Source organism: Gammaproteobacteria bacterium (assembly GCA_021647245.1).
Lineage (GTDB): Bacteria > Pseudomonadota > Gammaproteobacteria > RBG-16-57-12 > RBG-16-57-12 > JAFLJP01.
On sequence record JAKIVC010000043.1, the window covers coordinates 1 to 20,582 of the forward strand.

The window sequence follows — 20,582 nt, forward strand, 5'->3', positions numbered from 1 at the left end:
TTGGTCAATCTAGCACAATAGATACCGCTCGCAACCAGCATTTGAATTCCCGCTCTCATCAAAGAAACTAAATTCGCCAACCTTACCCGCTGTACTGGCGCAAGTGTGCTGTTGTTTATGCGCTTACGATGCATTAGAGTTAGTTTGGGGTTTTAGCCGAGTTCAGACACCCCTGATGGGATAGTTCATATGGCTACATCAAGAAAATTCTTAGCGATTAAAATACTCTCAGCAGCGACAAAAACAATAACTGATAGTTATAATCGTTAGTTTGAATAAAATCGGTGTGAGATTTTCGATTATTAGATGGGTATGAGTAGAAGTATGGGTAAAAGCCGCATAAAAATAAGTTTTACTTAATTTATTAGCGGCTTACCACTTTATATGGCGGAGAAGCAGGGATTCGAACCCTGGGAGGGGATAAACCCTCAACGGTTTTCAAGACCGCCGCTTTCGACCACTCAGCCACCTCTCCAAACAAATTGTACGGTTCATTTTACAGCATCTGCGCGGTGAACCTCCGCCATCATTACCGGTCAAAAAAGTCTGTTCGGTTTGATGCTGCGCATACTACCTAATTAAAAATAAAAATGCCAGCTTGATATTATCTTTTTGCTTCATTATCCTTTAGCACAGGTTTAACTACTCAAACATATATAGAAGAGGCTCTAATACAATGGAATACAACCAGAATGTCGCAACCATGGAGACCAGCTCAGCACTGGCAACCAATAAGGTTCTTCGTAATACGTATATGCTGCTCTCTGTCACTCTGATTTTCAGCGCGATGATGGCGGGTGTCTCTATGGCCATCGCCCCACCCTACTTTGTTAGCCTGATCTGCTCGCTGGGTGCCTTGGCGCTGGTCTGGTTTGTTTTACCTAAAACCGCCAACTCATCTGCCGGTTTGGGTGTTGTCTTTTTAATCACCGGTATGCTGGGCTTTGGCCTGGGCCCACTGCTTAACCATTACTTGGGCATGAGCAATGGCGGCACGATTGTGATGCAGGCTCTGGGTACCACGGGTGCGGTTTTTGTTGGGCTCTCTGCGTTTGTACTGGTGACCAAGAAAGATTTCAGCTTTATGGGTGGTTTTCTAGCCGCTGGCATGATTGTGGCCATTGTCGCTATGCTGCTCTTGCTGGGTGCCAGCTTGTTCGGTTACCCCATGCCGATGATGGGCTTGGCGCTTTCCGCGTTAGTTGCGATGCTGATGTGTGGTTTTATTCTGTATGAGACCAGCAACATTCTGAATGGTGGTGAAACCAACTATCTGCTGGCCACCGTCAGCCTCTACCTGAGCATCTACAATCTGTTTGTTACCCTGCTGCACCTCATCGGCTTCGCCAGTAGCGACGATTAATCACCACAACGTGGTGTGATGAAAAAGCCCCGTTCTGCGGGGCTTTTTTATTTATAACACCCCATACAGGATCCCTTAATGAGCACTGAACACCCGTTTGCAGCGTTTATCCGTATTCTTGGAAAAGGAAAAAATGGCTCGCGTGCGCTCACCCAAAGCGAGGCACGTGATGCCTTCGGCATGATCATGCGTGACGAGATTGAACCTGAGCAGCTCGGTGCCTTTTTGATGCTGTTGCGCGTTAAAGAGGAGAGCAGTGAGGAGATTGCCGGTTTTGTAGAGGCGGTGCGTGATTCGCTATCGATACCCCGTCACTTTTCCGTCGACCTTGACTGGTCAAGTTATGCAGGTAAGCGTCGTCACCTACCGTGGTTCATTCTAGCTGTGCTGGCGCTCGCCCATAGCGGCGTTCGTATCTTTATGCATGGCACCTCTGGGCATACAGCAGGCCGCCTCTACACCCGAGAGGTGTTAAAGGCACTTGAGCTACCCATTGCACACAACTGGCAACAGGTAGAAGAGCAGCTTGAAAACGACAATTTTAGCTATATGGATATTGAGCAACTCTCTCCCACACTGCACCGGATGATTGAACTGCGCCCAATCCTTGGCTTACGCACCCCCGTCCACACACTGGCACGACAACTTAACCCGCTGCGTGCGCCCGCCACACTACAGAGTATTTTTCACCCAGGCTACCAGCAGATTCACCAACAGGCTGAGGTGCTACTGGCAGAGGCTGAGATGGCGGTCATTAAGGGCGATGGTGGAGAGGTGGAGGTAAACCCCGATGCGGAGTGTCGAGTTTACAAAGTAGCGCACGGGGTTGCCTGCGAAGAGCAGTGGCCCGCTTGTTTTTCACGCCGCCATGTTAAGCCGGCTGAGCTTAACATTGACGAACTGAAATCAGTTTGGCGTGGTCACTCTGACAATGAATATGCCGTAGCAGCCATTCAGATGACCATGGCAATTGCACTTAAGCTTTTAGGGCGTGCCGACAGCCAGTCCGCTGCACGCTCACTGGCCGCTACCTATTGGCACAAACGTCCGCTATCGCAGCTATAATCAGTGACCGCGTTCGATTGATTACTTTAAAGGTTAATTGTGAATATTTTGTTGATTATTCACAAGCAAGAGGTTAGATTTAAAACCAATGGCTACCCGAAAAAAGAACAGCGAAGCGGTTCACCAGCAGATTTTAGAGGCGGCAAACCTACGCTTTCAGCAGTACGGTTTTAACAAAACCACCATGGCTGAGATCGCTAATGACTGCGATATGTCGGCGGCCAATCTCTATCGCTACTTTAAGAACAAGATGGATATTGTTGCTCACCTTGCCCAGCGGTGCATGGGGGAGGGAGAGGCGAAATTACAACCGATCGTTAATAATAAACAGCGCAGTGCCAGCGAGCGGTTAAAAGCGTTTGCGTTGTGCCAGTTGCAACACCATTACGATGAGTTTGAGCAGCGGCCAAAATTGAATGAGCTGGTAGATATTGTCTGTCAGCAGCATCACTATCTGGTCGAAAAAAAGATAAGTGGTGAGATAGCGCAGCTTGCACAGTTGATTCAACAAGGTGTTGAGCAGGGCGAATTTGAGAGCAACGATGTTGCCGAGGATGCTGAAGCGCTGCACTCGGCGCTGACCTTGGTCAGTACGCCTTTTTTTGTACCGATGTTTCCGCGTGCTGAGCTTGAGCGCAAGGCGCAGCAGCTCGTCAGGCTTATTTTACAAGGCTTGAAAAAACGTTAAACAAGCTATGCCTGCATTGAAGTCAGGCATTTTTTATCGCCGTTTAATGAATAATTTATATAATATTCATTATTCACCAACTTATAGCACCCTGAGAGCATGGAGAGAGCGCAAATGAATCAGCAAACCTGGGTTACCCGTTACGCCAGCTGGGTTGTCAATCACCCATGGTGGATGATCATGCTGGCCATTTTAGTGGTCGTGGCTGTCGCCAGTGGTGCAAAACATCTCACCTTCTCCAGCTCTTACCGGGTATTTTTTAGTGCCGACAACCCACAACTGATGGCATTTGATGCGCTAGAAAAAAGTTACACCAAAAACGATAATGTGATGTTTATCATCACCCCGCAAGCGGGCGATATCATCACCAATGAGACCCTCGAAGTGATTCGCCAGCTCACTACCGATGCCTGGCAGATGCCCTACTCAACCCGCGTCGACTCCATCACCAACTTCCAGCATACCGAAGCCAACGAGGATGATCTGGTTGTGCAGGATTTGGTCATGGAAGATGAACCACTGGATCAGGCGGCACGGGATAAGATACGCCATATCGCACTGCAAGAGCCGATGCTGGTGAATCGACTCATATCGAGCAGAGGCGATGTGGCCGGTGTCAATGTCACCGTTCAACTGCCCGGTATCGACCCGGTAAAAGAGGTGCCGGAAGTGGTTAGCTTCACCCGTGAGCTGGCACAACAGTACCGTGATCAATACCCCACTATCGAAATCCGCTTGAGTGGCGCGGTGTTCATGGACAACGCCTTCTCGGAAGCATCACAAGATGATATGGCATTTTTAATGCCCCTCAGCTTTGCGCTGATGCTGGTCACACTGGCACTTATGTTAAGAGGCTTTAGCGGCACCGTCGCAACCGTGCTGGTTATTTTTGGCTCCGTTGCCGCAGGGATGGGCGGCGGCGGCCACCTCGGCTACCCAATCACCCCGCCCTCCTCCGTCGCGCCGCCCATCATCCTCACGGTGGCGATTGCCAACTCGGTACATATTTTGGTCACCTTTCTCTCTCAAATGCGGCTGGGCATGGAGAAACGCCTCGCCATGGCCGAGAGTTTACGCATTAATCTCTCGCCGGTTTTTCTTGCCAGCATGACCACCGCACTCGGTTTTTTAAGCCTTAATTTTTCGGATGTTCCCCCCTTCAACCACCTGGGCAATATGGCAGCCATTGGCGTTATCATGTCATTTTTTCTCTCCATTACGCTGCTGCCCGCCTTGATGTCCATTTTACCGGTTCGCGTCAAAATAGATAAAGATGGCCAAAGTGGCAGCGCGGTGATGGCCCGCTTTGGTGATTTTGTGGTGCGCCAACGCCGTCGACTCATGTGGGCCATGGCAATTATCATCGTCATCCTGATCGCTAATATTCCACGCAACGAATTAAATGATGTTTTTGTCCACTATTTCGATGAGAGCATTCAATTTCGTGCCGATTCGGACTATTTAGACCAACACCTCGGGGGTCTCTATATCATTGACTACTCGCTACACGCCAATGCCGGGAGCGTGAGTGACCCCCACTTCCTCCGTGAGCTGGAGCACTTTGCCCAGTGGTATCAGGCACAGCCTGAAGTGAAGCATGTCAGCACATTGAGCGACACCATGAAGCGCCTCAATAAAAACATGCACGGTGATGATCCGGACTTCTATCGACAGCCCGAGAGTCGTAATCTTGCCGCGCAATATCTGCTGCTCTATGAGATGTCACTCCCCTATGGGCTTGACCTGAATAACCAGCTGAATGTTGATAAATCTGCCACCCGCTTTACAGTCAGCACGCAAATACTCTCCTCAAATGAGCTGTTGGCGCTAGAGCAACGTGCGACACAATGGCTGAACGATAACAGCACCGCCATCGCCACCGATGGCGGGAGTGGCCCCAGCATGATGTTTGCTCATATTGGCAAGCGCAATATCCAGAGCATGCTAATCGGCACCACGCTGGCGCTGATTATGATTTCGATTATTCTGATTTTTGCGCTGCGCTCATTTAGAGTAGGCATGATCAGTCTGATCCCCAATCTCATCCCCGCAGCAATGGGCTTTGGCTTATGGGGAATATTGGTCGGTGAAGTGGGGCTTAGCCTCTCCATTGTGGCGGGCATGACCTTGGGTATTGTGGTGGATGATACCGTTCACTTTCTTAGCAAATATCTACGTGCCCGACGAGAGAAGGGGCTCAATCCGGAAGATGCGGTACGCTACGCCTTTACCAATGTAGGCTATGCATTGGTGACCACCTCCGCAGTACTGGTTTCAGGCTTTTTGGTACTGGCATTCTCTAATTTTTATTTGAATGCCGGCATGGGCATGTTAACCGCCATTGTGATTGTATTTGCACTCATTGCTGACTTCCTACTATTACCACCGCTATTAATGAAACTTGAGGAGAAGAAGAGATGATCAAGTGGAGCGCGTTACTACTCAGCTTACTGCTCTCATCCAGCCTATTGGCCGAAACCCCGCAACAACGGGGGCTGGCCATTGCAACTGCGGCAGATGAAGCCGACAACGGCTGGGGTGATAGCTCGGCGACCATGATAATGACACTGAGAAACCGCCAGGGTGATACCACCCAGCGCGAAATTCGCAATCGCCAGCTGGAGGTTGCGGGCGATGGTGATAAATCTCTGAGTATCTTTGATAGCCCAAATGATGTTAAAGGCACCGCCTTTCTTAGCCATACCCATGCCACAAAAGCAGACGACCAGTGGCTCTACTTGCCGGCATTAAAACGGGTTAAACGCATCTCCTCCAATAACAAGTCTGGCCCCTTTATGGGGAGTGAGTTTGCCTATGAAGACATCACCTCTCAAGAGCTTGCAAAATACAGCTACAGATGGCTAAAAGATGAGCTTTATGACGGCAGAGAGAGCCACGTTATTGAGCGCATCCCCACCTACAAACACTCAGGCTACACCCAGCAGATTGTCTGGATTGACAGCACCACCCTGCAAGCACTCAAGGTCGACTTTTATGACCGAAAAGGGGCGCTGCTAAAAACCCTCACCAACCATGAATATCAACAGTATAACGATAAATTTTGGCGAGCTGGCCGCATGGAAATGGTCAATCACATCACCGGCAAGAGCACCACACTCAGCTGGACAGATTATAAATTCAGCAATGGCTATACTCATCGTGATTTTGATAAAAATAGCCTGAAACGAATCCGTTAATCGATCATGAACAATCAATTACTCCTTGTGGCACTGCTAAGCTGCCTGACGACGCCCCTCATCGCCGTGGAGTTATCGGGCAATGTCAGCAGTGAGTTTCGTTACTTCCCTCAGCAGCCATTAAACCCGCAACAACATAATGAAAACGGCTCGATCTCAGCCGAACTGGAGCTGGTAAAAGAGTGGGACAACGGTTATCAGCTACTCGTATTTACCCCCTATATTCGCTTGGATCAGGGAGATAGTGAGCGCACCCATATAGATATTCGCGAATTGATGTGGTCCAAAGCAGCCGATCAGTGGGAGCTGCGCATTGGCATTGGTCAGCTGTTCTGGGGAGTGAGTGAATCGCAACACCTGGTCGACATTATCAATCAAACCGACCTGGTCGAAGAGATGGATGGTGATGAAAAGCTGGGCCAGCCGATGATCAACCTGGCACTCATTCGTGACTGGGGTACCATCGACCTGTTCCTGCTCCCCTACTTCCGTGAACGCACCTTTGCTGGCAGAGAGGGCCGGTTGCGCCCACCGCTACTCATCGACCAGCATAACCCACGCTACGAATCGGCCAAAAAACAGTATCACCGCGACATTGCGCTGCGCTGGTCACACTACATTGGCGATTGGGATTTTGGCCTCAGCTACTTCGATGGCACCAGCCGCGACCCTGAGTTCTTATGGAATGGCCAACAGCTACAACCCTACTACCGACAAATACAACAGTTAGGTGTCGACCTGCAAGCCACCAAAGGGAGCTGGCTCTGGAAACTGGAAGCGATTCAACGCCGCAATCGAGATCACCACTACAACGCCGCCACCATCGGCTTAGAATACAGTTTTTACGGGGTTTTCGAGAGCAGTCGCGATATAGGACTGGTGGTGGAATATTTATATGACAACCGGAATGATAGCGCACCCACCCCCTTTCAAAATGACCTGATGCTCGGCCTACGCTTTGCACTCAATGACACGCAGAGCAGTGAAGCACTTATCGGCACCATCGCCGACCTCGAAAACGGCAGCCTCATCTACACACTAGAAGCAAGCAGGCGTTTAGGTGACAACTGGAAGGCAACACTGGAAGGACGACTATTTCAAAACATAGCCACAACTGACCCTCTGTTTGGCTATCGACAAGATGATTACCTGCAACTGCAACTGGGTTACTACTTTTAATCTTCACGCTGGCTATCACCGCGAACTGCTCGGCATAGTAAAACGCTGGAGCACCCTAAAGGCTCAGAGCAGAAACATGACATGGCACTGTGTAGGAGGGATCACTCTAAAAATAGGGTAACGACTCAACGCGTTATGTTGAGCCGCTTTGCGCTGCAGTGGACTCTACTGGTTGCTGCTCACTGGGCGCAGTTTTTATCAAATCGAGCAGCCCCTGCTGGCTCTGTTGCAGGGTGACTGGCTGGTGCATTCCCTGGGAGAGAAACTCCTCCAGTTTCGGTATCATTGCAATCGCTTCGTCGATTCTTGGGTCACTGCCGCGAGTGTACGCGCCGACGCTAATCAGGTCTTTATTTTGTTGATAGCGCGAATAGATTTGTTTAAAGCGCCGTGCCGCTTGCTGCTGCTCTTCCGAGACAATCTCTGTCATGACGCGACTGATTGAGGCTTCAATATCGATGGCCGGATAGCGGCCTGACTCTGCAATTTGGCGTGACAATACAATATGACCATCAAGAATAGCCCGTGAAGCGTCTGATATAGGGTCTTGCTGGTCATCCCCTTCCGCTAATACGGTGTAAAATGCGGTGATTGAGCCACCACCAATATCGCCAGTACCGGCGCGCTCCACCAGTGCCGGTAGTTTGGCAAAAACCGAAGGGGGGTAGCCTTTGGTTGCTGGTGGCTCGCCTATCGCCAGCGCAATTTCACGTTGAGCTTGTGCATAGCGGGTCAGTGAGTCCATAAGTAACAGAACATTTTTTCCTTGATCGCGAAAATATTCAGCAATGGCAGTGGCGAGTGAAGCGCCGTGCAAACGCATCAGCGGTGAGGCATCTGCCGGTGAGGCGACCACCACAGAGCGCGCCATCCCCTCTGGCCCCAGGCTTTTATCGATAAACTCTTTTACCTCACGGCCACGCTCGCCGATTAATCCCACCACGATAATATCGGCGGTGGTATAGCGTGTCATCATGCCGAGTAAGACACTTTTACCGACACCACTCCCTGCAAACAGGCCAATCCGCTGCCCCTCACCCACGGTGAGCATGGCGTTGATCGCCTGAACCCCAACATCCAGCGGTTTATCGATGGCACGGCGGGTTAACGGGTTGATGGTACGCCCACTGAGGGGCATTCTCTGGCGGGCATGAAGGGGGCCTTTGCCATCCAGCGGATTGCCGGCACCATCAAGCACCCGCCCCAGCAGTTGGTCGCTTACCGGGACTTCATACACTTTACCGGTGGGTATTACGCGGGCGTTGGGTTCGATGCCACGAATGTCTCCGGTGGGCATTAAAAAGAGTTTTTCATTAGAGAAGCCGACCACTTCAGCCTCTACCATGCTGTTGGGGCCAACAATAAGGCAGCGCCCACCAATGGGAGATTGGCAGCCAACGGCCTCCAGCGTAAGCCCGACAATGCGGGTGATGCGCCCCTCTACCTGGAGGGGCAGCGGCATCTCTAAGCGCTCACGACACTGCTTAAGCTGCACCAGCAATGAAGCGGCGCGGGGGTTACCCACCCTCTGAATCCCGTTCATCACCGATGATACGGGCCACCACTTCGGCAAAACGGCTCTCGACCGTTGCATCGATTTGTGAATTTTCCGAGACGACTTTTAAACCACCCCGACTCAAGCTTCCATCTTCAACGATGCGCCACGGGCTATCCTCTCCTGAAACTGCCAGCGCTTCACGAACCAGCGTGGCATCGTCGGGGTGAAGGTGCAGCCTGATTTGGCGTGAGTTCATCGGTAAAACCGCTAGTGCTTCGCGGGTGACGGCAATAATTTGACCCGGATCATGTTTCAATTCCCGGCGAACAAAGTGCTTTGCAAGGGTGGTTACCATCGCAACCAGCTCATCCAGAATCTGATCATCCAGCTCTTTCAAAGGCACCGTAAAACGATCGAGAATCGATTGAAGCTGTCGCGCCTGTTCTGCTGTTTGTTGGCGCTGCTCAGCTAACGCCTGCTGCACCCCCTCAAGCTCCCCTTTGGCAAAACCTTTGTCGTAAGCCTCTCGATAAGCCTGCTGTTGCCGTTGTTCGGCTGTCATTTTAATACTGTTTTCTAGCGCGGGGGTGTTTGACTGCTCCTCTTCGTCACACGTTTTCAGTGCGTGAAAAGCTTGCCCTTCGGCCTGCACTTCCTGGGGTGAAAAAGGCTGTACAGCACGGCGCTCCGCATCACCCAGTGCGCGGGTAAAAACCACTTCTCGCCCTTTAGACATACTGTTCTCCACCCCCGCCACCAAGGATCAACTCGCCCGAATCTGAGAGACGACGTGCTGTTGACAATATCTCTTTTTGTGCCCCCTCAACGTCACTCAGCTTAACCGGGCCACTCACTTCAAGGTCATCACGCAGCATCTCTCCAGCACGTTTGGACATATTGCCAAAGATCTTCTCTTTGAGCGCCTCATCGGCCCCTTTGAGGGCTAAGATCAAGACATCACTGCTGCTTTCACGTAACAACACCTGCATACTGCGGTCATCCAGCTCAATCAGGTTCTCAAAGACGAACATCAGGTCTTCTATCTGTTGTGCCAGATCCGGATCCACATCTTTAATTGAATCAATAATATCCCCCTCAACCGCACTGTCGACAAAATTGAGGATTTCGGCGGCTGTTTTCACGCCACCAATTGATGAGCGCTGCACACCGGCAGAGCCAGAGAAGTGTGACTCCATAATATCATTAAGCTCTTCCAGTGCGGTGGGGTGAACGCTGTCCAGGGTTGCCATACGCAAAACCAGGTCGACCCGATCACGATCAGAGAACATCGATAACACTTCAGCAGATTGATCGGAATCGAGGTAGGAGAGCAAGATACAGATGATTTGCGGGTGTTCGTTACGAATGGTTTCAAAAATCGCCTTGGACTCCATCCACTTCAGGGTCTCCAGACCCTGGGTGGATCCCTTGTCGGAGATTCTGTCCATCAGGCTTTTAGCTTTCTCTTCACCCACCGCAGAGACAAGCGCATTGCGAATAAAAACATCTCCACCTAGCCCTAGCGAAGTCTGCGAGCCGATGGACTCTGAAAATGCCTCTAGAACCTCGCTGATCTGGTCCGAGGTGACTGAACCCATTTGAGCGATTTTTGTGCCGATTTTTTGCACATCTTTTGGCCCCATATATTTCAATATATTGGATGCACTCTTTTCACCAATGGCCAATAGGAAAATGGCGGCTCTATCAAGACCGTTCATAGTTTTTTATGCTCTTTTTGCAACAACCCAAACTGACCAACAACCTCTTCCACATCCATTGCTACCGGGGAAAAACCATCAAAAAACCAGCGTGGAGTCATTTTGCGGGCATATTTGTCCCCCCTCACTTGACACCTACAATGCGCTGCTTTACTCATTTCCCATCCACCCTTTAACCACTTCGGCCACCAGTTGAGGCTCTTCATCAACCACCTTGCGAATATCTTTGAGCTGCTCCTCATGGCTACGCCTTGGTGGCACAAGCAGTTTAGCGGCCTCTTCGTCGCTGGCCTCCAGCAATGCCTGTCGTTGCCCCGGAGTCAGATTTTCCGGATCAGCCCCTTCAAGGCTACTCAGGCCCGCTGATGAGCTAGCGCCTGCTGCCGGAGCAAGTGCAACAGCGGGCGCAAACAGACCCCGCATGACTGGCCGCAACAGACCAATATAAACCAGGATTAATGCCAATGCTGCAACAATATATTTACCCAAGTCATAAATCCAGGGCTGCTCCATTAACGGCACTTCAGGGAGATCAGGGATAGCCTCAGGACTGTTGAAGGCCACATTACTAAAACTGACACTATCACCCCGCCGTGGGTCAAAGCCGACCGCCTCTTTAACCAGTTGGGTCATCAGCTGAATCTCTTCTGGTGAGTGACGGCGCTGCTCACCTCCCGCCAGTAGTCGATCATCGATAACCACCGCCACAGAGAGGCGCTTGATATTACCCGCAGCCATCCGCGTATGGCTAATGGTTTTATCCAGCTCATAATTGGAGGTGGATTGGCGGCGGCTATTGCCGCTTTTTTTCAGTTCATTTCCAGCTTCTTCCTGCACCTGCTCAGGTGCCACCGCACCACCCGGTGGCTGGTTCGCCAGTGCTCCGGGAATGCCGCCACCCAAGAAACCATTGGAGTGTTCCTCTGACTGCTGCTGGCTACGCAACGCAGATGAATCAGGGTTGTAGAGCTCCTGAGTCTGCTCGATAACCGTAAAATCTACATCCGTCGCAACCTGTGCCTGTACCCTGCCCCGGCCTACAATCGGTGTCAGAATATTGAGAATACGATCAATATAGCGTTGCTCCAGTTGATGCATGTACTCAAGCTGGCCTTTACTCTGAGCCAGTTGATCCGATTTTTTATTACCCGATAGCAGCCGCCCCTTTTGGTCGATTACCGTAACACTGCTCACCTCCATATTGGGCACACCTGAGGCGACCAAGTGGGTGATGGCTTCCACTTGGTTTCTTTCCAGTTGACGGCCCTGATGAAGATTTACCGCCACAGAGGCACTTGGTTTTTTACGGTCACGGATAAAAACCGAAGTTTTAGGAATCCCTAAATGGACGCGAGCGCTGCGTACCGCATTGATTTTGCTAATCGAACGGGCAAGCTCGACCTCTAAAGAGCGGTGGTAGCGAGCGGTTTCAATAAATTGACTGGTTCCGAAACCACTCTCTTGTTGAAGCGCCTCAAAGCCCACACCGGTTCCCCGGGGAAGACCTTCAGATGCCAAAGAGAGGCGAATATCATGCAGTGTGCCTGCGGGAACCATCACCGCGCCGGTTGCAGCATCCAGTTTATAAGGTATTTGCTGCTGCTGAAGCACCTCCACCACCGATTGTGCATCCGCACCGGAGAGGTTGCCATACAACATGCTGTAGTTGGGTTGCATAGTCCACAGCACCACCGCAAAGCCGATCGCGATACTGGCCGCCAGGCCGACCAGCAACAGCAGTTTTTTGAGCACATCACTCTGCAACCCTTGCTGGAGCGGATTCGCCGCTCCTGTCGTTTGCGGGAGTGTTTGCCCTGTTGCTGTCAATTGAGTGTTGCTTGCCTCAGCCATGATTGTTTACTTCACAAAAAATTATCGGTTATTGCCGTTATCAAACCGGCATGGACATCACTTCCTGGTACGCCTGTATCACTTTATTCCGCACCTGAGTCATCGCTTGAAAGGAGATACTGGCCTTCTGCATCGAGACCATGGTATCCACCAAGCTTACATTGGGGTCGCCCATTTCAAAGGCAGTGGCATTGGCTTTGGATGTTTTTTGCAGGTCGTTAACCGTATTAACAGCCTGCTTCAATAACTCGGAAAAATCACCACCCGGCACTTTCTGCGCCTGCTCAACCTGTAAGCCTTGCGCTTGCAGGCTGTGATTTCGCATCTCTGCCAATACGCGTGAGATCTCACTGCTACCACTAATATCATTCATGTCACCACTCCTTCACCCGTTACGCTGGAATAGAGATTCCCTCTTCTCGCATCTTCGCCATTTTATAGCGCAAGGTACGAGGGCTTATTCCTAATGTCTCTGCTGCAACTTTTCGGCTTCCCCGGCCCCGTTGCAACGCCTCAAGAATCAGACCATATTCGTGATTTTTAACCCCGCTCCCCAGTGAGGCCGAATCAAACTCTGCTGGCCGCTCAAGGGTGGCCGAGGTCATGGTTTCGAGTGCAGGTTCAACCGCTTCACAGTGAATATCCTCTGCAGAAATCACCTCCCCAGGCTGCAATATAAGTGCTCGCTGCATCACGTTATCCAGCTCCCGCACATTACCCGGCCACCCATAAGTCGACATTTTCAGCTTGGCCGCTTCACTCAACACCGGCATTGCCCGCCCTTGCTTGTGTGCGGCACGTTTTAGAATGCGCTCGGCAATCGGTACAATATCAGCCGGGCGTTCACACAACGGAAGCAGATTGAGCGGAAAGACGTTTAAGCGGTAAAAAAGATCCTCGCGAAACTTACCCTCCGTCACATATTCACGAATGTTGCGATTGGTAGTGGCCAGTATTCGCACATCCAGCTCAATCAACTTGTCACTGCCTAGGCGTTCAACCTCGCACTCCTGCAACACCCGCAACAACTTCGCCTGCAAGCCTAGCGCCATCTCTGTAATTTCATCCAGCAACAGAGTGCCGCCCTGCGCCTGTTCAAATTTACCTGGAGAGGATTTATAGGCACCGGTATAAGCTCCCTTCTCATAACCAAACAGTGTTGCTTCAAGCATATTTTCTGGAATTGCTGCACAATTTATAGCGATAAAAGGCATCTTGGCCCGAGGCGACTCGTCATGAAGGTAACGAGCCAGCACCTCTTTACCCACGCCACTGGCACCGGTAATCAGAATAGTGGCATCGGAGTGGGCAACCCGTGCCGCCAGCGCTTTCACCTCTTTTGATTTAATATCTTCCGCCACAAAGTCACCGTGACCACTACTCACATTCACAAAGCGACTGACCATATTCACCAGCACCTCGGCTTCAAAAGGTTTGGCAAGATAATCAATCGCCCCATCACGCATCGCTTCAACTGCTTTTGATATTGAGCCGTGCGCCGTCATCAATACCATTGGCATGTTGGCCTGACGTTGCTTCACATGTTTAAGCAAAGTGTGTCCATCCATTTTTTCCATCTGCACATCACTGATCACCATGGCGATCTCTTGATTATCCAGCACGTCCAGCGCCAAATATCCATCCGCCACCGCAGCCGTCGAATAACCTGCCAGCTCGAGCGTGTCACAAATAGCCTCTCGCAGCGCGAGGTCATCCTCTACCACCAGTATTTGCGCTTGACTCATTGCGCTCTTTTGTTGGGCTGACTGCTGGCTTTTAATGGTATTCACTTTTGAACTCCAGATATAAGCTTGTTTAAATACTGGCAAAATCTAATGCCAATTTTATGCCAAATCTTTGCCGAAGGTCGGCAATCGAATGCCGAAGCGGCAACCTTCTCCTACCTTTGACTGCAACCAAACGTCACCCTGGTGAGCTTGAGCAACCAGTTTTACGACGGCAAGACCCAACCCCGACCCTGCGGAGCGGGTAGTGTAAAAAGGCTCGAATATTTTATCTTGCAGCTCAGCGGGAATACCGGGGCCACTATCCGTCAAAATAATGTCGACGCTCCCTTCTACAGCCTCCTGCGCCGTCACGGTTAACTCTCCGCCATCAACCATCGATTGAATGGCATTATCCAGTAAATTTTGCAGGGTGCTCAACAGCATCTTTTTGTTACCACGCAAACGGGTGCACGGGGCATTACGTTCAACACAGAGGGTGATATGGGTTGTTGAGGTGCTCTCTTCAGCCGCCTGAACCAGCTCATCCACCAGCTCATCCAAGGTAAATGCCTCATCAACAATGATACCCCCCTTGGCAAACAGCAACATGTCATTCACCAAAGCCTCCAGGTGCTTAATCTGGGAAATAACCCGGTCGGTCATTTTGTTTCGGCGAATCGGGTCAAGCGAGGGATTTTTCAGGTGTGACGCGTAAAGAATTACCGAGGAGAGCGGCGTGCGAATCTGATGAGCCAGCCCCGCCACCGTCTCCCCCAGTGCCGCCAAACGTTTTTGGTGCTGCTGTACACGCTGTAGCTCGCGGGTTTTGGTCACATCATGCAACAGGATGACCTGGCCCGGCTGACTACCCAGTGGAGTGGTCGAGATATTGACTATACGACCGTCCCGTAGCGAGATATCGTGGCCATCATCTGCCCGAGGTGAAAAAGCGCGTTGAATAATCTCGGTCCAACGCAACCCACACAACGGGATACCCAGCATATCTTCTGCCGCCGGATTACACTGCATAATCAAGCCGCGACCATCGAGAATCACAACCCCTCCGGGCAGTGCCTGCAAGATCGCTGTCAAGCGGTCGGCATGGTGGAGAGGGTCATTAATATCAGGCGCGGGAGTGTTTTTGTTTAATGTGGCTGCCACACCCTGAGCGGGTGAAACAGCCGTGGCGCTGGCGTTATTCGGGCATTTAACGATTGGAGCAGATGAGTGTCGCGGGTGCACCGCTCTTAACTCAGTTTTTTCAATTTGCTTACGACTCAACATGACATCACCACCCCGTTAATATATTGCTAAACGGGATAGTGCGATAACCATGCCAATAGAATTTTTCGTTTATTTACAACAAGTTAAAATGCAGGTAAATTATTGGCGGCATATTTATGACGCATCATCACGCTGAATGGCATATTTTCGCATCTTCTCCACCAGCGTGGTGCGGCGCATTTTTAACAGTTTGGCGCTGTGAGCAACAACTCCATGGCTGCGCTCTAGCGCCTGTTGAATTAAAGCGGATTCAATATCAGCCAGGTGCTCTTTCAGATCCACCCCCTCTTCAGGCAAAATATCCGCTTCGTTACGGCGCGTTGCCACATCAAACGCCGCCAATTCGGCCATCACATTTTCTGTCACCCCCTCACCAAAGTGTGGAGGCTCCACATATCGGTCATCTCCCTTGCTGATGCGGAATTTATCGGGCAAATCATCCCCATCAACAACACCATAAGGGTAGATGATCACCATTCGTTCAATCAGATTGGCTAACTCACGCACATTGCCCGGCCAGCGGTATTGGCAAAGTGACATGATGGCGGCGGGTGTAAAGCGCACCGAGCCGCGCTTTTGTTGCTCCAGCCGCGAAACAAGCTCATTGACCAGTAACGGAATATCCTCAAGACGGTCACGCAGTGGAGGGACTTCAATCGGAAATACATTCAATCGATAAAAAAGATCCTCGCGAAACTTTCCATCACGAATATTATCCTCCAGCTCGCGGTGAGTTGCCGCCAGAATCCGTACATTGGCATGAATGGTTTTATTGCTACCGACCCGTTCAAAAGTGCGCTCTTGCAGCACTCTCAGCAACTTCACCTGCATCGAGAGACTCATATCACCAATCTCATCCAGAAAAAGCGTTCCGCCCTCTGCCATCTCAAAGCGCCCCTGCCGGGCACTGATCGCGCCAGTAAAAGCCCCTTTCTCATGGCCAAAGAGTTCGCTCTCCAAAAGCTCGCTAGGAATCGCACCACAGTTGACCGGCACAAAGTTTTTATCACCACGATTAGAGAGGTCATGCAAATTTTGAGCGACCACCTCTTTACCGGTACCGGACTCACCCAAAATCAACACCGTAGCCTCCGAGTCAGCCACCTGCTCCATCAACTTCTTCACCTTCATAATGGCGGGACTACTGCCGACCATGCCACGAAAAGGGAGCGGTACGCTGTGAGAGGAGCCGCTGCTCTGCCGGTACATATGAGCACGATCAAGCGCATCGGAGAGCTGTGGATATTTAACCGGATAACCCAGTAAAGCAAAAACCAACTCAGAATCTGACTTAGGCAGATTAAGCGCTTGCTGGCGATCACTTAAAAGAATAACCAGCGTATGGCGACTAAGCTCATCATCCCAAGTCTGTTTTTTTACATCCTGCAACAACGCCTCTAGAGGTTCACTACCCTCAGTCGCCCCCACAATGACAACATCCAATGGCGGAGTCAGCCGTTCTCTAGCAGAGTCGAAATCAGTTTGCGTGGTATTTGAGTAATCGATAAAACCCAAAATATCGCTCAACAACTCACACTGTGCAGGTGATTGAGAAACAACAAGAATAGATAAAGACTCCGCCATGTACGCCGCCTTGGTGACTTTTTTTTGACTCTAAAAAGCAGTAAATCACGTCACCTGTGAGTTGTCAAAAAACTGACGAAATCCATCACTATCGCACCTGACAATAAGAGTCGATGCGTCAGGGGGGAAGAATAACTTCTCTTAAACAGCGGCTAACAGTAGACTCTGATTTTTAATCACCTCTCATTTTGGAGTGTTTTGTGCTGAGTTATCGTCACGCCTACCATGCAGGAAATCATGCCGATGTGTTAAAACATCTGGTAGTGGTACGTTGTTTACGCTATTTACGGCGCAAAGACAGACCGCTCTGCTATGTAGACACCCATGCGGCAGCGGGAGGCTATTCGCTGTTAGCCGACGAGTCCCAAAAGTGTTGTGAATATCAAAGTGGCATCGAAAAGCTATGGCAGCAAAATGATCTTCCTGAATCTGTAGCCGATTACCGAAATCTAGTGGCCGAATATAATCAACATCAGCACTTGAGCCGCTACCCGGGGTCGCCCTGGCTGGCGGCCAAGGTACTCAGCAAACAGGATGCGCTGTGGCTACACGAACTACACCCTAACGAAGCAGAGAGCCTTAAAGCGACCTTTAGCCGTGATCGGCGCATTAAAGTGGTCGCGGGAGACGGCTACCAAGGGTCAGTCGCACTCATGCCACCACCACAGCGCCGTGGCTTGGTATTAATTGACCCCTCTTATGAGATCAAATCAGACTATCAGCAGGTCGTTGAGACACTACAGAAGCTACACAGTCGCTTTGCTACCGGCGTTTTTGCGCTATGGTACCCCGTGGTGGAGCGACAGCGGATTGATCGACTGGAGAAAGCATTGTGCTCCAGCGGTATTCAGCGGATTAATCTCTACGAATTAAGCATAAAACCCGACCACTCAGATTACGGCATGACCGGCAGCGGCATGATTATAATCAACCCACCTTGGGGATTACAGCAAGATATGCCCCAGGCACTCCCCTACCTTGCCCGACAACTGGGCGAAGCAGCAGGTAGTCACTATCGAATAGAGAGCTTGGTTGGCGAGTAATTGTGTCGGAGTGCACACCTGAACCTGCAAGCACCCTTTAGCCGATCAATGAACACTTGGATGAGTTGTCTTAGCAGCGCTTGGGTCTATAAAGTTAAAATGTATAACCGCATCAGCAAGCGGTGTTTTTTTGATTTTATATTTATACTCTTGAGGTTTGCCGCTCTTGACAACTTCGAGTTCTGCCAAGCCCAAAAACACCAAAAAGTGTACACATGCCCTTGAGTAATAACAGTTGCGCAGCTCTTGTTCCGGGGTGGAATAAAGAGACCCTTTTATTTCATCAACCACCATAGGAAAGGCACGTAAAAAACTATCTTCATAGACAGAGGTCGACGTCATTTGATCGCCATGTTGCTTTAGCAAATAGAGGGTAAACAAGAAAGATTGCTGTATAAATTGAACATCATCATAACCATCCCAGTAGGCCCAATTAAACTCACGGCAATAGGTTTCAAAGATGATGGGGTAAAGTTCTTTTGCACCTGCCTTGCTGACTATCTTTTGATATTTTTTAGTTAAATAGAAACGCCCTTTGACTTTGCGAAGAAACCCTGCCAACTCAAGAATAATGCGCGTTACATGTAATTCAAAAAAATCATCCTCTCTATTTACCTTGTGAAAAGAGGGAAAATCATCATCGACATATAATCGACTGTAATCGCTCCACATCTCTCTACAGAGTTTTTGAGGTAGCGCGCCTTTAGCCTTTGTTGCTTGCAACCCCTTCTCATCGATAGCCGAAACAATCCCCTCTATTAACATCAAAATAGGGGCGTCGGGTTCCATGGGCAATGCGTCAGAAAACTGAAAAAGCTCCGGTGTCTCATAAGCGAAATGGATCATACGAAAAACCTGTTCAGAAGATAAACCCAGGAAATCATCTCGGGAGTTCTGATTTTGTTTTTCCACAAGGGCATCCGTTGCTGCCTGCATATCATCTATTGAATCAAAATCTTGAGCTGACAATAACTCTTTTAATTCATCGCTTGCCGCGCCTGATACCGAGAGGCAACAATGTTTATATTTTTTCCCACTACCACAAGGGCAGGGTTCATTTCGACCCGTTTTCATTCACAAAACCCCTAGCGTTTGATTAGACAGTAACTAACGGTGACGCCCACCTTTGTAGAAGGTAAAGTATTCTGACAATTCGATCAACAGCTCTTCGACGGTGCTCTTCCTACAGAGGACTTTCACCCCATTAGTTCATGCCTATGCTGGGCGTACACAAGACCAATTAAACACTCAATTCTGCTTGATATCCTGCTGTCTGTACATATAATGTAAATATGATTGAATTTGAATGGAATTCCCGCAAAGCTATATCAAACCAGAAGAAACATGGCGTTTCTTTTGATGAAGCTAAATCTGTATTTTATGATGAATTTGCTGTGCAATTTTATGATTCAGAAAATTATGAGTTAGAAGATAGATTTCTTATACTTGGTCTTAGCAATGAATCCAGAATTCTTCTTATCTGTCACTGCGAACAGGATTCTGGAAATGTTATTAGAATTATATCTGCTCGCAAGGCAACAAAAAATGAGCGGAAACTCTATAAAGGTGGTGCATCATGAAAGATGAATATGACTTATCAAAAATGAAGTCTCGCAAAAACCCTTACGCATCAAAGCTTAAAAAACCTATAACAATGAGGCTTGGTGAAGATGTGATCAGTTATTTTAAAGGGATGGCTGTGGATTCTGGCGTTCCGTATCAAAGCTTAATAAATTTGTATCTTCGAGATTGCGTAGCTCATCACCGTAAAATAGATATATCGTGGAATCAAAAGGCCTAATCGGGTAACCGAGGGCCTCTAACCCTCAGCCCCCACAACACCCTGCATGCGGCTCCGCACAGGGCGTTTCACTTAGCATGGTGAAGTTTGATCCATCCATCACGTAGTGCATAAAGCCCCTGAGATTTCAAGTAGTCGTTTGATAACGAGGCTGTAGAAAAACCCATTCAGAATTCCTACCTACCTGCCCAAGGTCTCTTTTTTTGATTATCCTAACCATTACTCAATTCCACATCACTTTCAATGATAATCATCTTGTAGTCCGACATTTACCTGTCAATAGCCCTGTGTGTCAACCTCCCCTCATACACAGCCTGTATGAGATAACATAGATTCAGGGTTGCAGACACAGGAATCAGAAAGATGCCAAAACCAGTATCAGAACGGCCAGACACACAGATAAAATGAAGGGGTCAAATACAATATTGACTCTTTATTTTTTCGACCTGATAAACCAAAACTTAACAACCACCAGCTAAAGCTGGTGGGTTAGTATTAAGGACTGAAAGTCCGGATACGGGTCAAATAGACCCGTTTAATCTTCGGTTTTGAAATTATCATCAACTTTTGGCTCAAAGTGATGC

Annotated in this window: 18 protein-coding genes and 1 tRNA gene; 9 read left to right on the forward strand and 10 right to left on the reverse strand. The window is 49.6% G+C overall.

From position 1 onward, the window contains the following. Positions 1 to 385 precede the first annotated feature (385 nt). Positions 386 to 475 (reverse strand) — tRNA-Ser (locus L3J94_11120). A gap of 201 nt (positions 476 to 676) precedes the next feature. On the opposite strand from L3J94_11120, the gene L3J94_11125 reads away from it, so the two are divergent. The 6 genes from L3J94_11125 to L3J94_11150 all read left to right on the forward strand — a co-directional run bounded on the left by L3J94_11125 (position 677) and on the right by L3J94_11150 (position 7,492). Beyond that, positions 677 to 1,363, forward strand: a complete 687-nt coding sequence (locus tag L3J94_11125) for a Bax inhibitor-1/YccA family protein (protein MCF6219280.1) — start codon at positions 677 to 679, stop codon at positions 1,361 to 1,363. A gap of 78 nt (positions 1,364 to 1,441) precedes the next feature. Further along, the gene (locus L3J94_11130; protein ID MCF6219281.1) at positions 1,442 to 2,428 is read left to right on the forward strand and encodes a glycosyl transferase family protein; all 987 of its coding nucleotides are present in this window, start codon (positions 1,442 to 1,444) and stop codon (positions 2,426 to 2,428) included. Between the two features lie 88 nt (positions 2,429 to 2,516). Continuing rightward, the gene (locus tag L3J94_11135; GenBank protein MCF6219282.1) at positions 2,517 to 3,116 is read left to right on the forward strand and encodes a TetR/AcrR family transcriptional regulator; all 600 of its coding nucleotides are present in this window, start codon (positions 2,517 to 2,519) and stop codon (positions 3,114 to 3,116) included. A 114-nt stretch (positions 3,117 to 3,230) separates the two neighbouring features. Next, entirely contained in the window at positions 3,231 to 5,537 is a 2,307-nt protein-coding gene (locus L3J94_11140) for an MMPL family transporter (GenBank protein MCF6219283.1), read from the forward strand. Continuing rightward, a complete protein-coding gene (locus L3J94_11145) occupies positions 5,534 to 6,313 on the forward strand; it encodes an outer membrane lipoprotein-sorting protein (protein ID MCF6219284.1) in 780 nt (259 codons plus the stop codon). The genes L3J94_11140 and L3J94_11145 overlap by 4 nt, the downstream gene beginning before the upstream one ends. A gap of 6 nt (positions 6,314 to 6,319) precedes the next feature. Beyond that, positions 6,320 to 7,492 (forward strand): hypothetical protein, encoded by a 1,173-nt coding sequence (locus L3J94_11150; GenBank protein MCF6219285.1) that lies wholly within the window; start codon positions 6,320 to 6,322, stop codon positions 7,490 to 7,492. Between the two features lie 133 nt (positions 7,493 to 7,625). Here the strand turns inward: L3J94_11150 and fliI are convergent, their stop codons facing one another. The 8 genes from fliI to L3J94_11190 form a co-directional block, all read right to left on the reverse strand. After that, the gene (gene fliI, locus L3J94_11155; protein ID MCF6219286.1) at positions 7,626 to 8,954 is read right to left on the reverse strand and encodes a flagellar protein export ATPase FliI; all 1,329 of its coding nucleotides are present in this window, start codon (positions 8,952 to 8,954) and stop codon (positions 7,626 to 7,628) included. Positions 8,955 to 9,009: 55 nt separating this feature from the next. Then, entirely contained in the window at positions 9,010 to 9,726 is a 717-nt protein-coding gene (locus L3J94_11160) for a flagellar assembly protein FliH (GenBank protein MCF6219287.1), read from the reverse strand. Further along, positions 9,719 to 10,708: a flagellar motor switch protein FliG gene (fliG, locus tag L3J94_11165; protein MCF6219288.1), complete on the reverse strand. Its 990-nt coding sequence runs from the start codon at positions 10,706 to 10,708 to the stop codon at positions 9,719 to 9,721. The genes L3J94_11160 and fliG overlap by 8 nt, the downstream gene beginning before the upstream one ends. 150 nt (positions 10,709 to 10,858) lie before the next feature. Next, a complete protein-coding gene (gene fliF, locus L3J94_11170) occupies positions 10,859 to 12,559 on the reverse strand; it encodes a flagellar M-ring protein FliF (GenBank protein ID MCF6219289.1) in 1,701 nt (566 codons plus the stop codon). 40 nt (positions 12,560 to 12,599) lie between these two features. Further along, positions 12,600 to 12,923, reverse strand: coding sequence for a flagellar hook-basal body complex protein FliE (gene fliE / locus L3J94_11175; GenBank protein MCF6219290.1), 324 nt, complete (start codon positions 12,921 to 12,923; stop codon positions 12,600 to 12,602). Between the two features lie 28 nt (positions 12,924 to 12,951). Next, positions 12,952 to 14,304, reverse strand: coding sequence for a sigma-54 dependent transcriptional regulator (locus L3J94_11180; GenBank protein ID MCF6219291.1), 1,353 nt, complete (start codon positions 14,302 to 14,304; stop codon positions 12,952 to 12,954). Positions 14,305 to 14,403: 99 nt separating this feature from the next. Beyond that, positions 14,404 to 15,570: an ATP-binding protein gene (locus L3J94_11185; GenBank protein MCF6219292.1), complete on the reverse strand. Its 1,167-nt coding sequence runs from the start codon at positions 15,568 to 15,570 to the stop codon at positions 14,404 to 14,406. A gap of 114 nt (positions 15,571 to 15,684) precedes the next feature. After that, the gene (locus tag L3J94_11190) at positions 15,685 to 17,154 is read right to left on the reverse strand and encodes a sigma-54 dependent transcriptional regulator (protein MCF6219293.1); all 1,470 of its coding nucleotides are present in this window, start codon (positions 17,152 to 17,154) and stop codon (positions 15,685 to 15,687) included. 200 nt (positions 17,155 to 17,354) lie between these two features. Here L3J94_11190 and rlmJ point away from each other — a divergent pair, with 200 nt between their 5' ends. Next, entirely contained in the window at positions 17,355 to 18,197 is an 843-nt protein-coding gene (gene rlmJ, locus L3J94_11195; GenBank protein MCF6219294.1) for a 23S rRNA (adenine(2030)-N(6))-methyltransferase RlmJ, read from the forward strand. A gap of 45 nt (positions 18,198 to 18,242) precedes the next feature. On the opposite strand, the gene L3J94_11200 is transcribed toward rlmJ, so the two are convergent. Next, positions 18,243 to 19,271 (reverse strand): SEC-C domain-containing protein, encoded by a 1,029-nt coding sequence (locus tag L3J94_11200; GenBank protein ID MCF6219295.1) that lies wholly within the window; start codon positions 19,269 to 19,271, stop codon positions 18,243 to 18,245. 218 nt (positions 19,272 to 19,489) lie between these two features. On the opposite strand from L3J94_11200, the gene L3J94_11205 reads away from it, so the two are divergent. Then, a complete protein-coding gene (locus L3J94_11205) occupies positions 19,490 to 19,777 on the forward strand; it encodes a BrnT family toxin (GenBank protein ID MCF6219296.1) in 288 nt (95 codons plus the stop codon). Next, entirely contained in the window at positions 19,774 to 19,998 is a 225-nt protein-coding gene (locus tag L3J94_11210) for a BrnA antitoxin family protein (GenBank protein MCF6219297.1), read from the forward strand. Before L3J94_11205 ends, L3J94_11210 begins: the two co-directional genes overlap by 4 nt. Positions 19,999 to 20,582: the final 584 nt, after the last annotated feature.

Bases quoted from the DNA above. Each gene is read 5' to 3' on its own strand.
- L3J94_11125 (MCF6219280.1), top strand. From the start codon at position 677: ATGGAATACAACCAGAATGTCGCAACCATGGAGACCAGCTCAGCACTG.
- L3J94_11130 (MCF6219281.1), top strand. From the start codon at position 1,442: ATGAGCACTGAACACCCGTTTGCAGCGTTTATCCGTATTCTTGGAAAA.
- L3J94_11135 (MCF6219282.1), top strand. From the start codon at position 2,517: ATGGCTACCCGAAAAAAGAACAGCGAAGCGGTTCACCAGCAGATTTTA.
- L3J94_11140 (MCF6219283.1), top strand. From the start codon at position 3,231: ATGAATCAGCAAACCTGGGTTACCCGTTACGCCAGCTGGGTTGTCAAT.
- L3J94_11145 (MCF6219284.1), top strand. From the start codon at position 5,534: ATGATCAAGTGGAGCGCGTTACTACTCAGCTTACTGCTCTCATCCAGC.
- L3J94_11150 (MCF6219285.1), top strand. From the start codon at position 6,320: ATGAACAATCAATTACTCCTTGTGGCACTGCTAAGCTGCCTGACGACG.
- fliI (MCF6219286.1), bottom strand. From the start codon at position 8,954: ATGCCGCTGCCCCTCCAGGTAGAGGGGCGCATCACCCGCATTGTCGGG.
- L3J94_11160 (MCF6219287.1), bottom strand. From the start codon at position 9,726: ATGTCTAAAGGGCGAGAAGTGGTTTTTACCCGCGCACTGGGTGATGCG.
- fliG (MCF6219288.1), bottom strand. From the start codon at position 10,708: ATGAACGGTCTTGATAGAGCCGCCATTTTCCTATTGGCCATTGGTGAA.
- fliF (MCF6219289.1), bottom strand. From the start codon at position 12,559: ATGGCTGAGGCAAGCAACACTCAATTGACAGCAACAGGGCAAACACTC.
- L3J94_11180 (MCF6219291.1), bottom strand. From the start codon at position 14,304: ATGAGTCAAGCGCAAATACTGGTGGTAGAGGATGACCTCGCGCTGCGA.
- L3J94_11185 (MCF6219292.1), bottom strand. From the start codon at position 15,570: ATGTTGAGTCGTAAGCAAATTGAAAAAACTGAGTTAAGAGCGGTGCAC.
- L3J94_11190 (MCF6219293.1), bottom strand. From the start codon at position 17,154: ATGGCGGAGTCTTTATCTATTCTTGTTGTTTCTCAATCACCTGCACAG.
- L3J94_11200 (MCF6219295.1), bottom strand. From the start codon at position 19,271: ATGAAAACGGGTCGAAATGAACCCTGCCCTTGTGGTAGTGGGAAAAAA.
- L3J94_11205 (MCF6219296.1), top strand. From the start codon at position 19,490: ATGATTGAATTTGAATGGAATTCCCGCAAAGCTATATCAAACCAGAAG.
- L3J94_11210 (MCF6219297.1), top strand. From the start codon at position 19,774: ATGAAAGATGAATATGACTTATCAAAAATGAAGTCTCGCAAAAACCCT.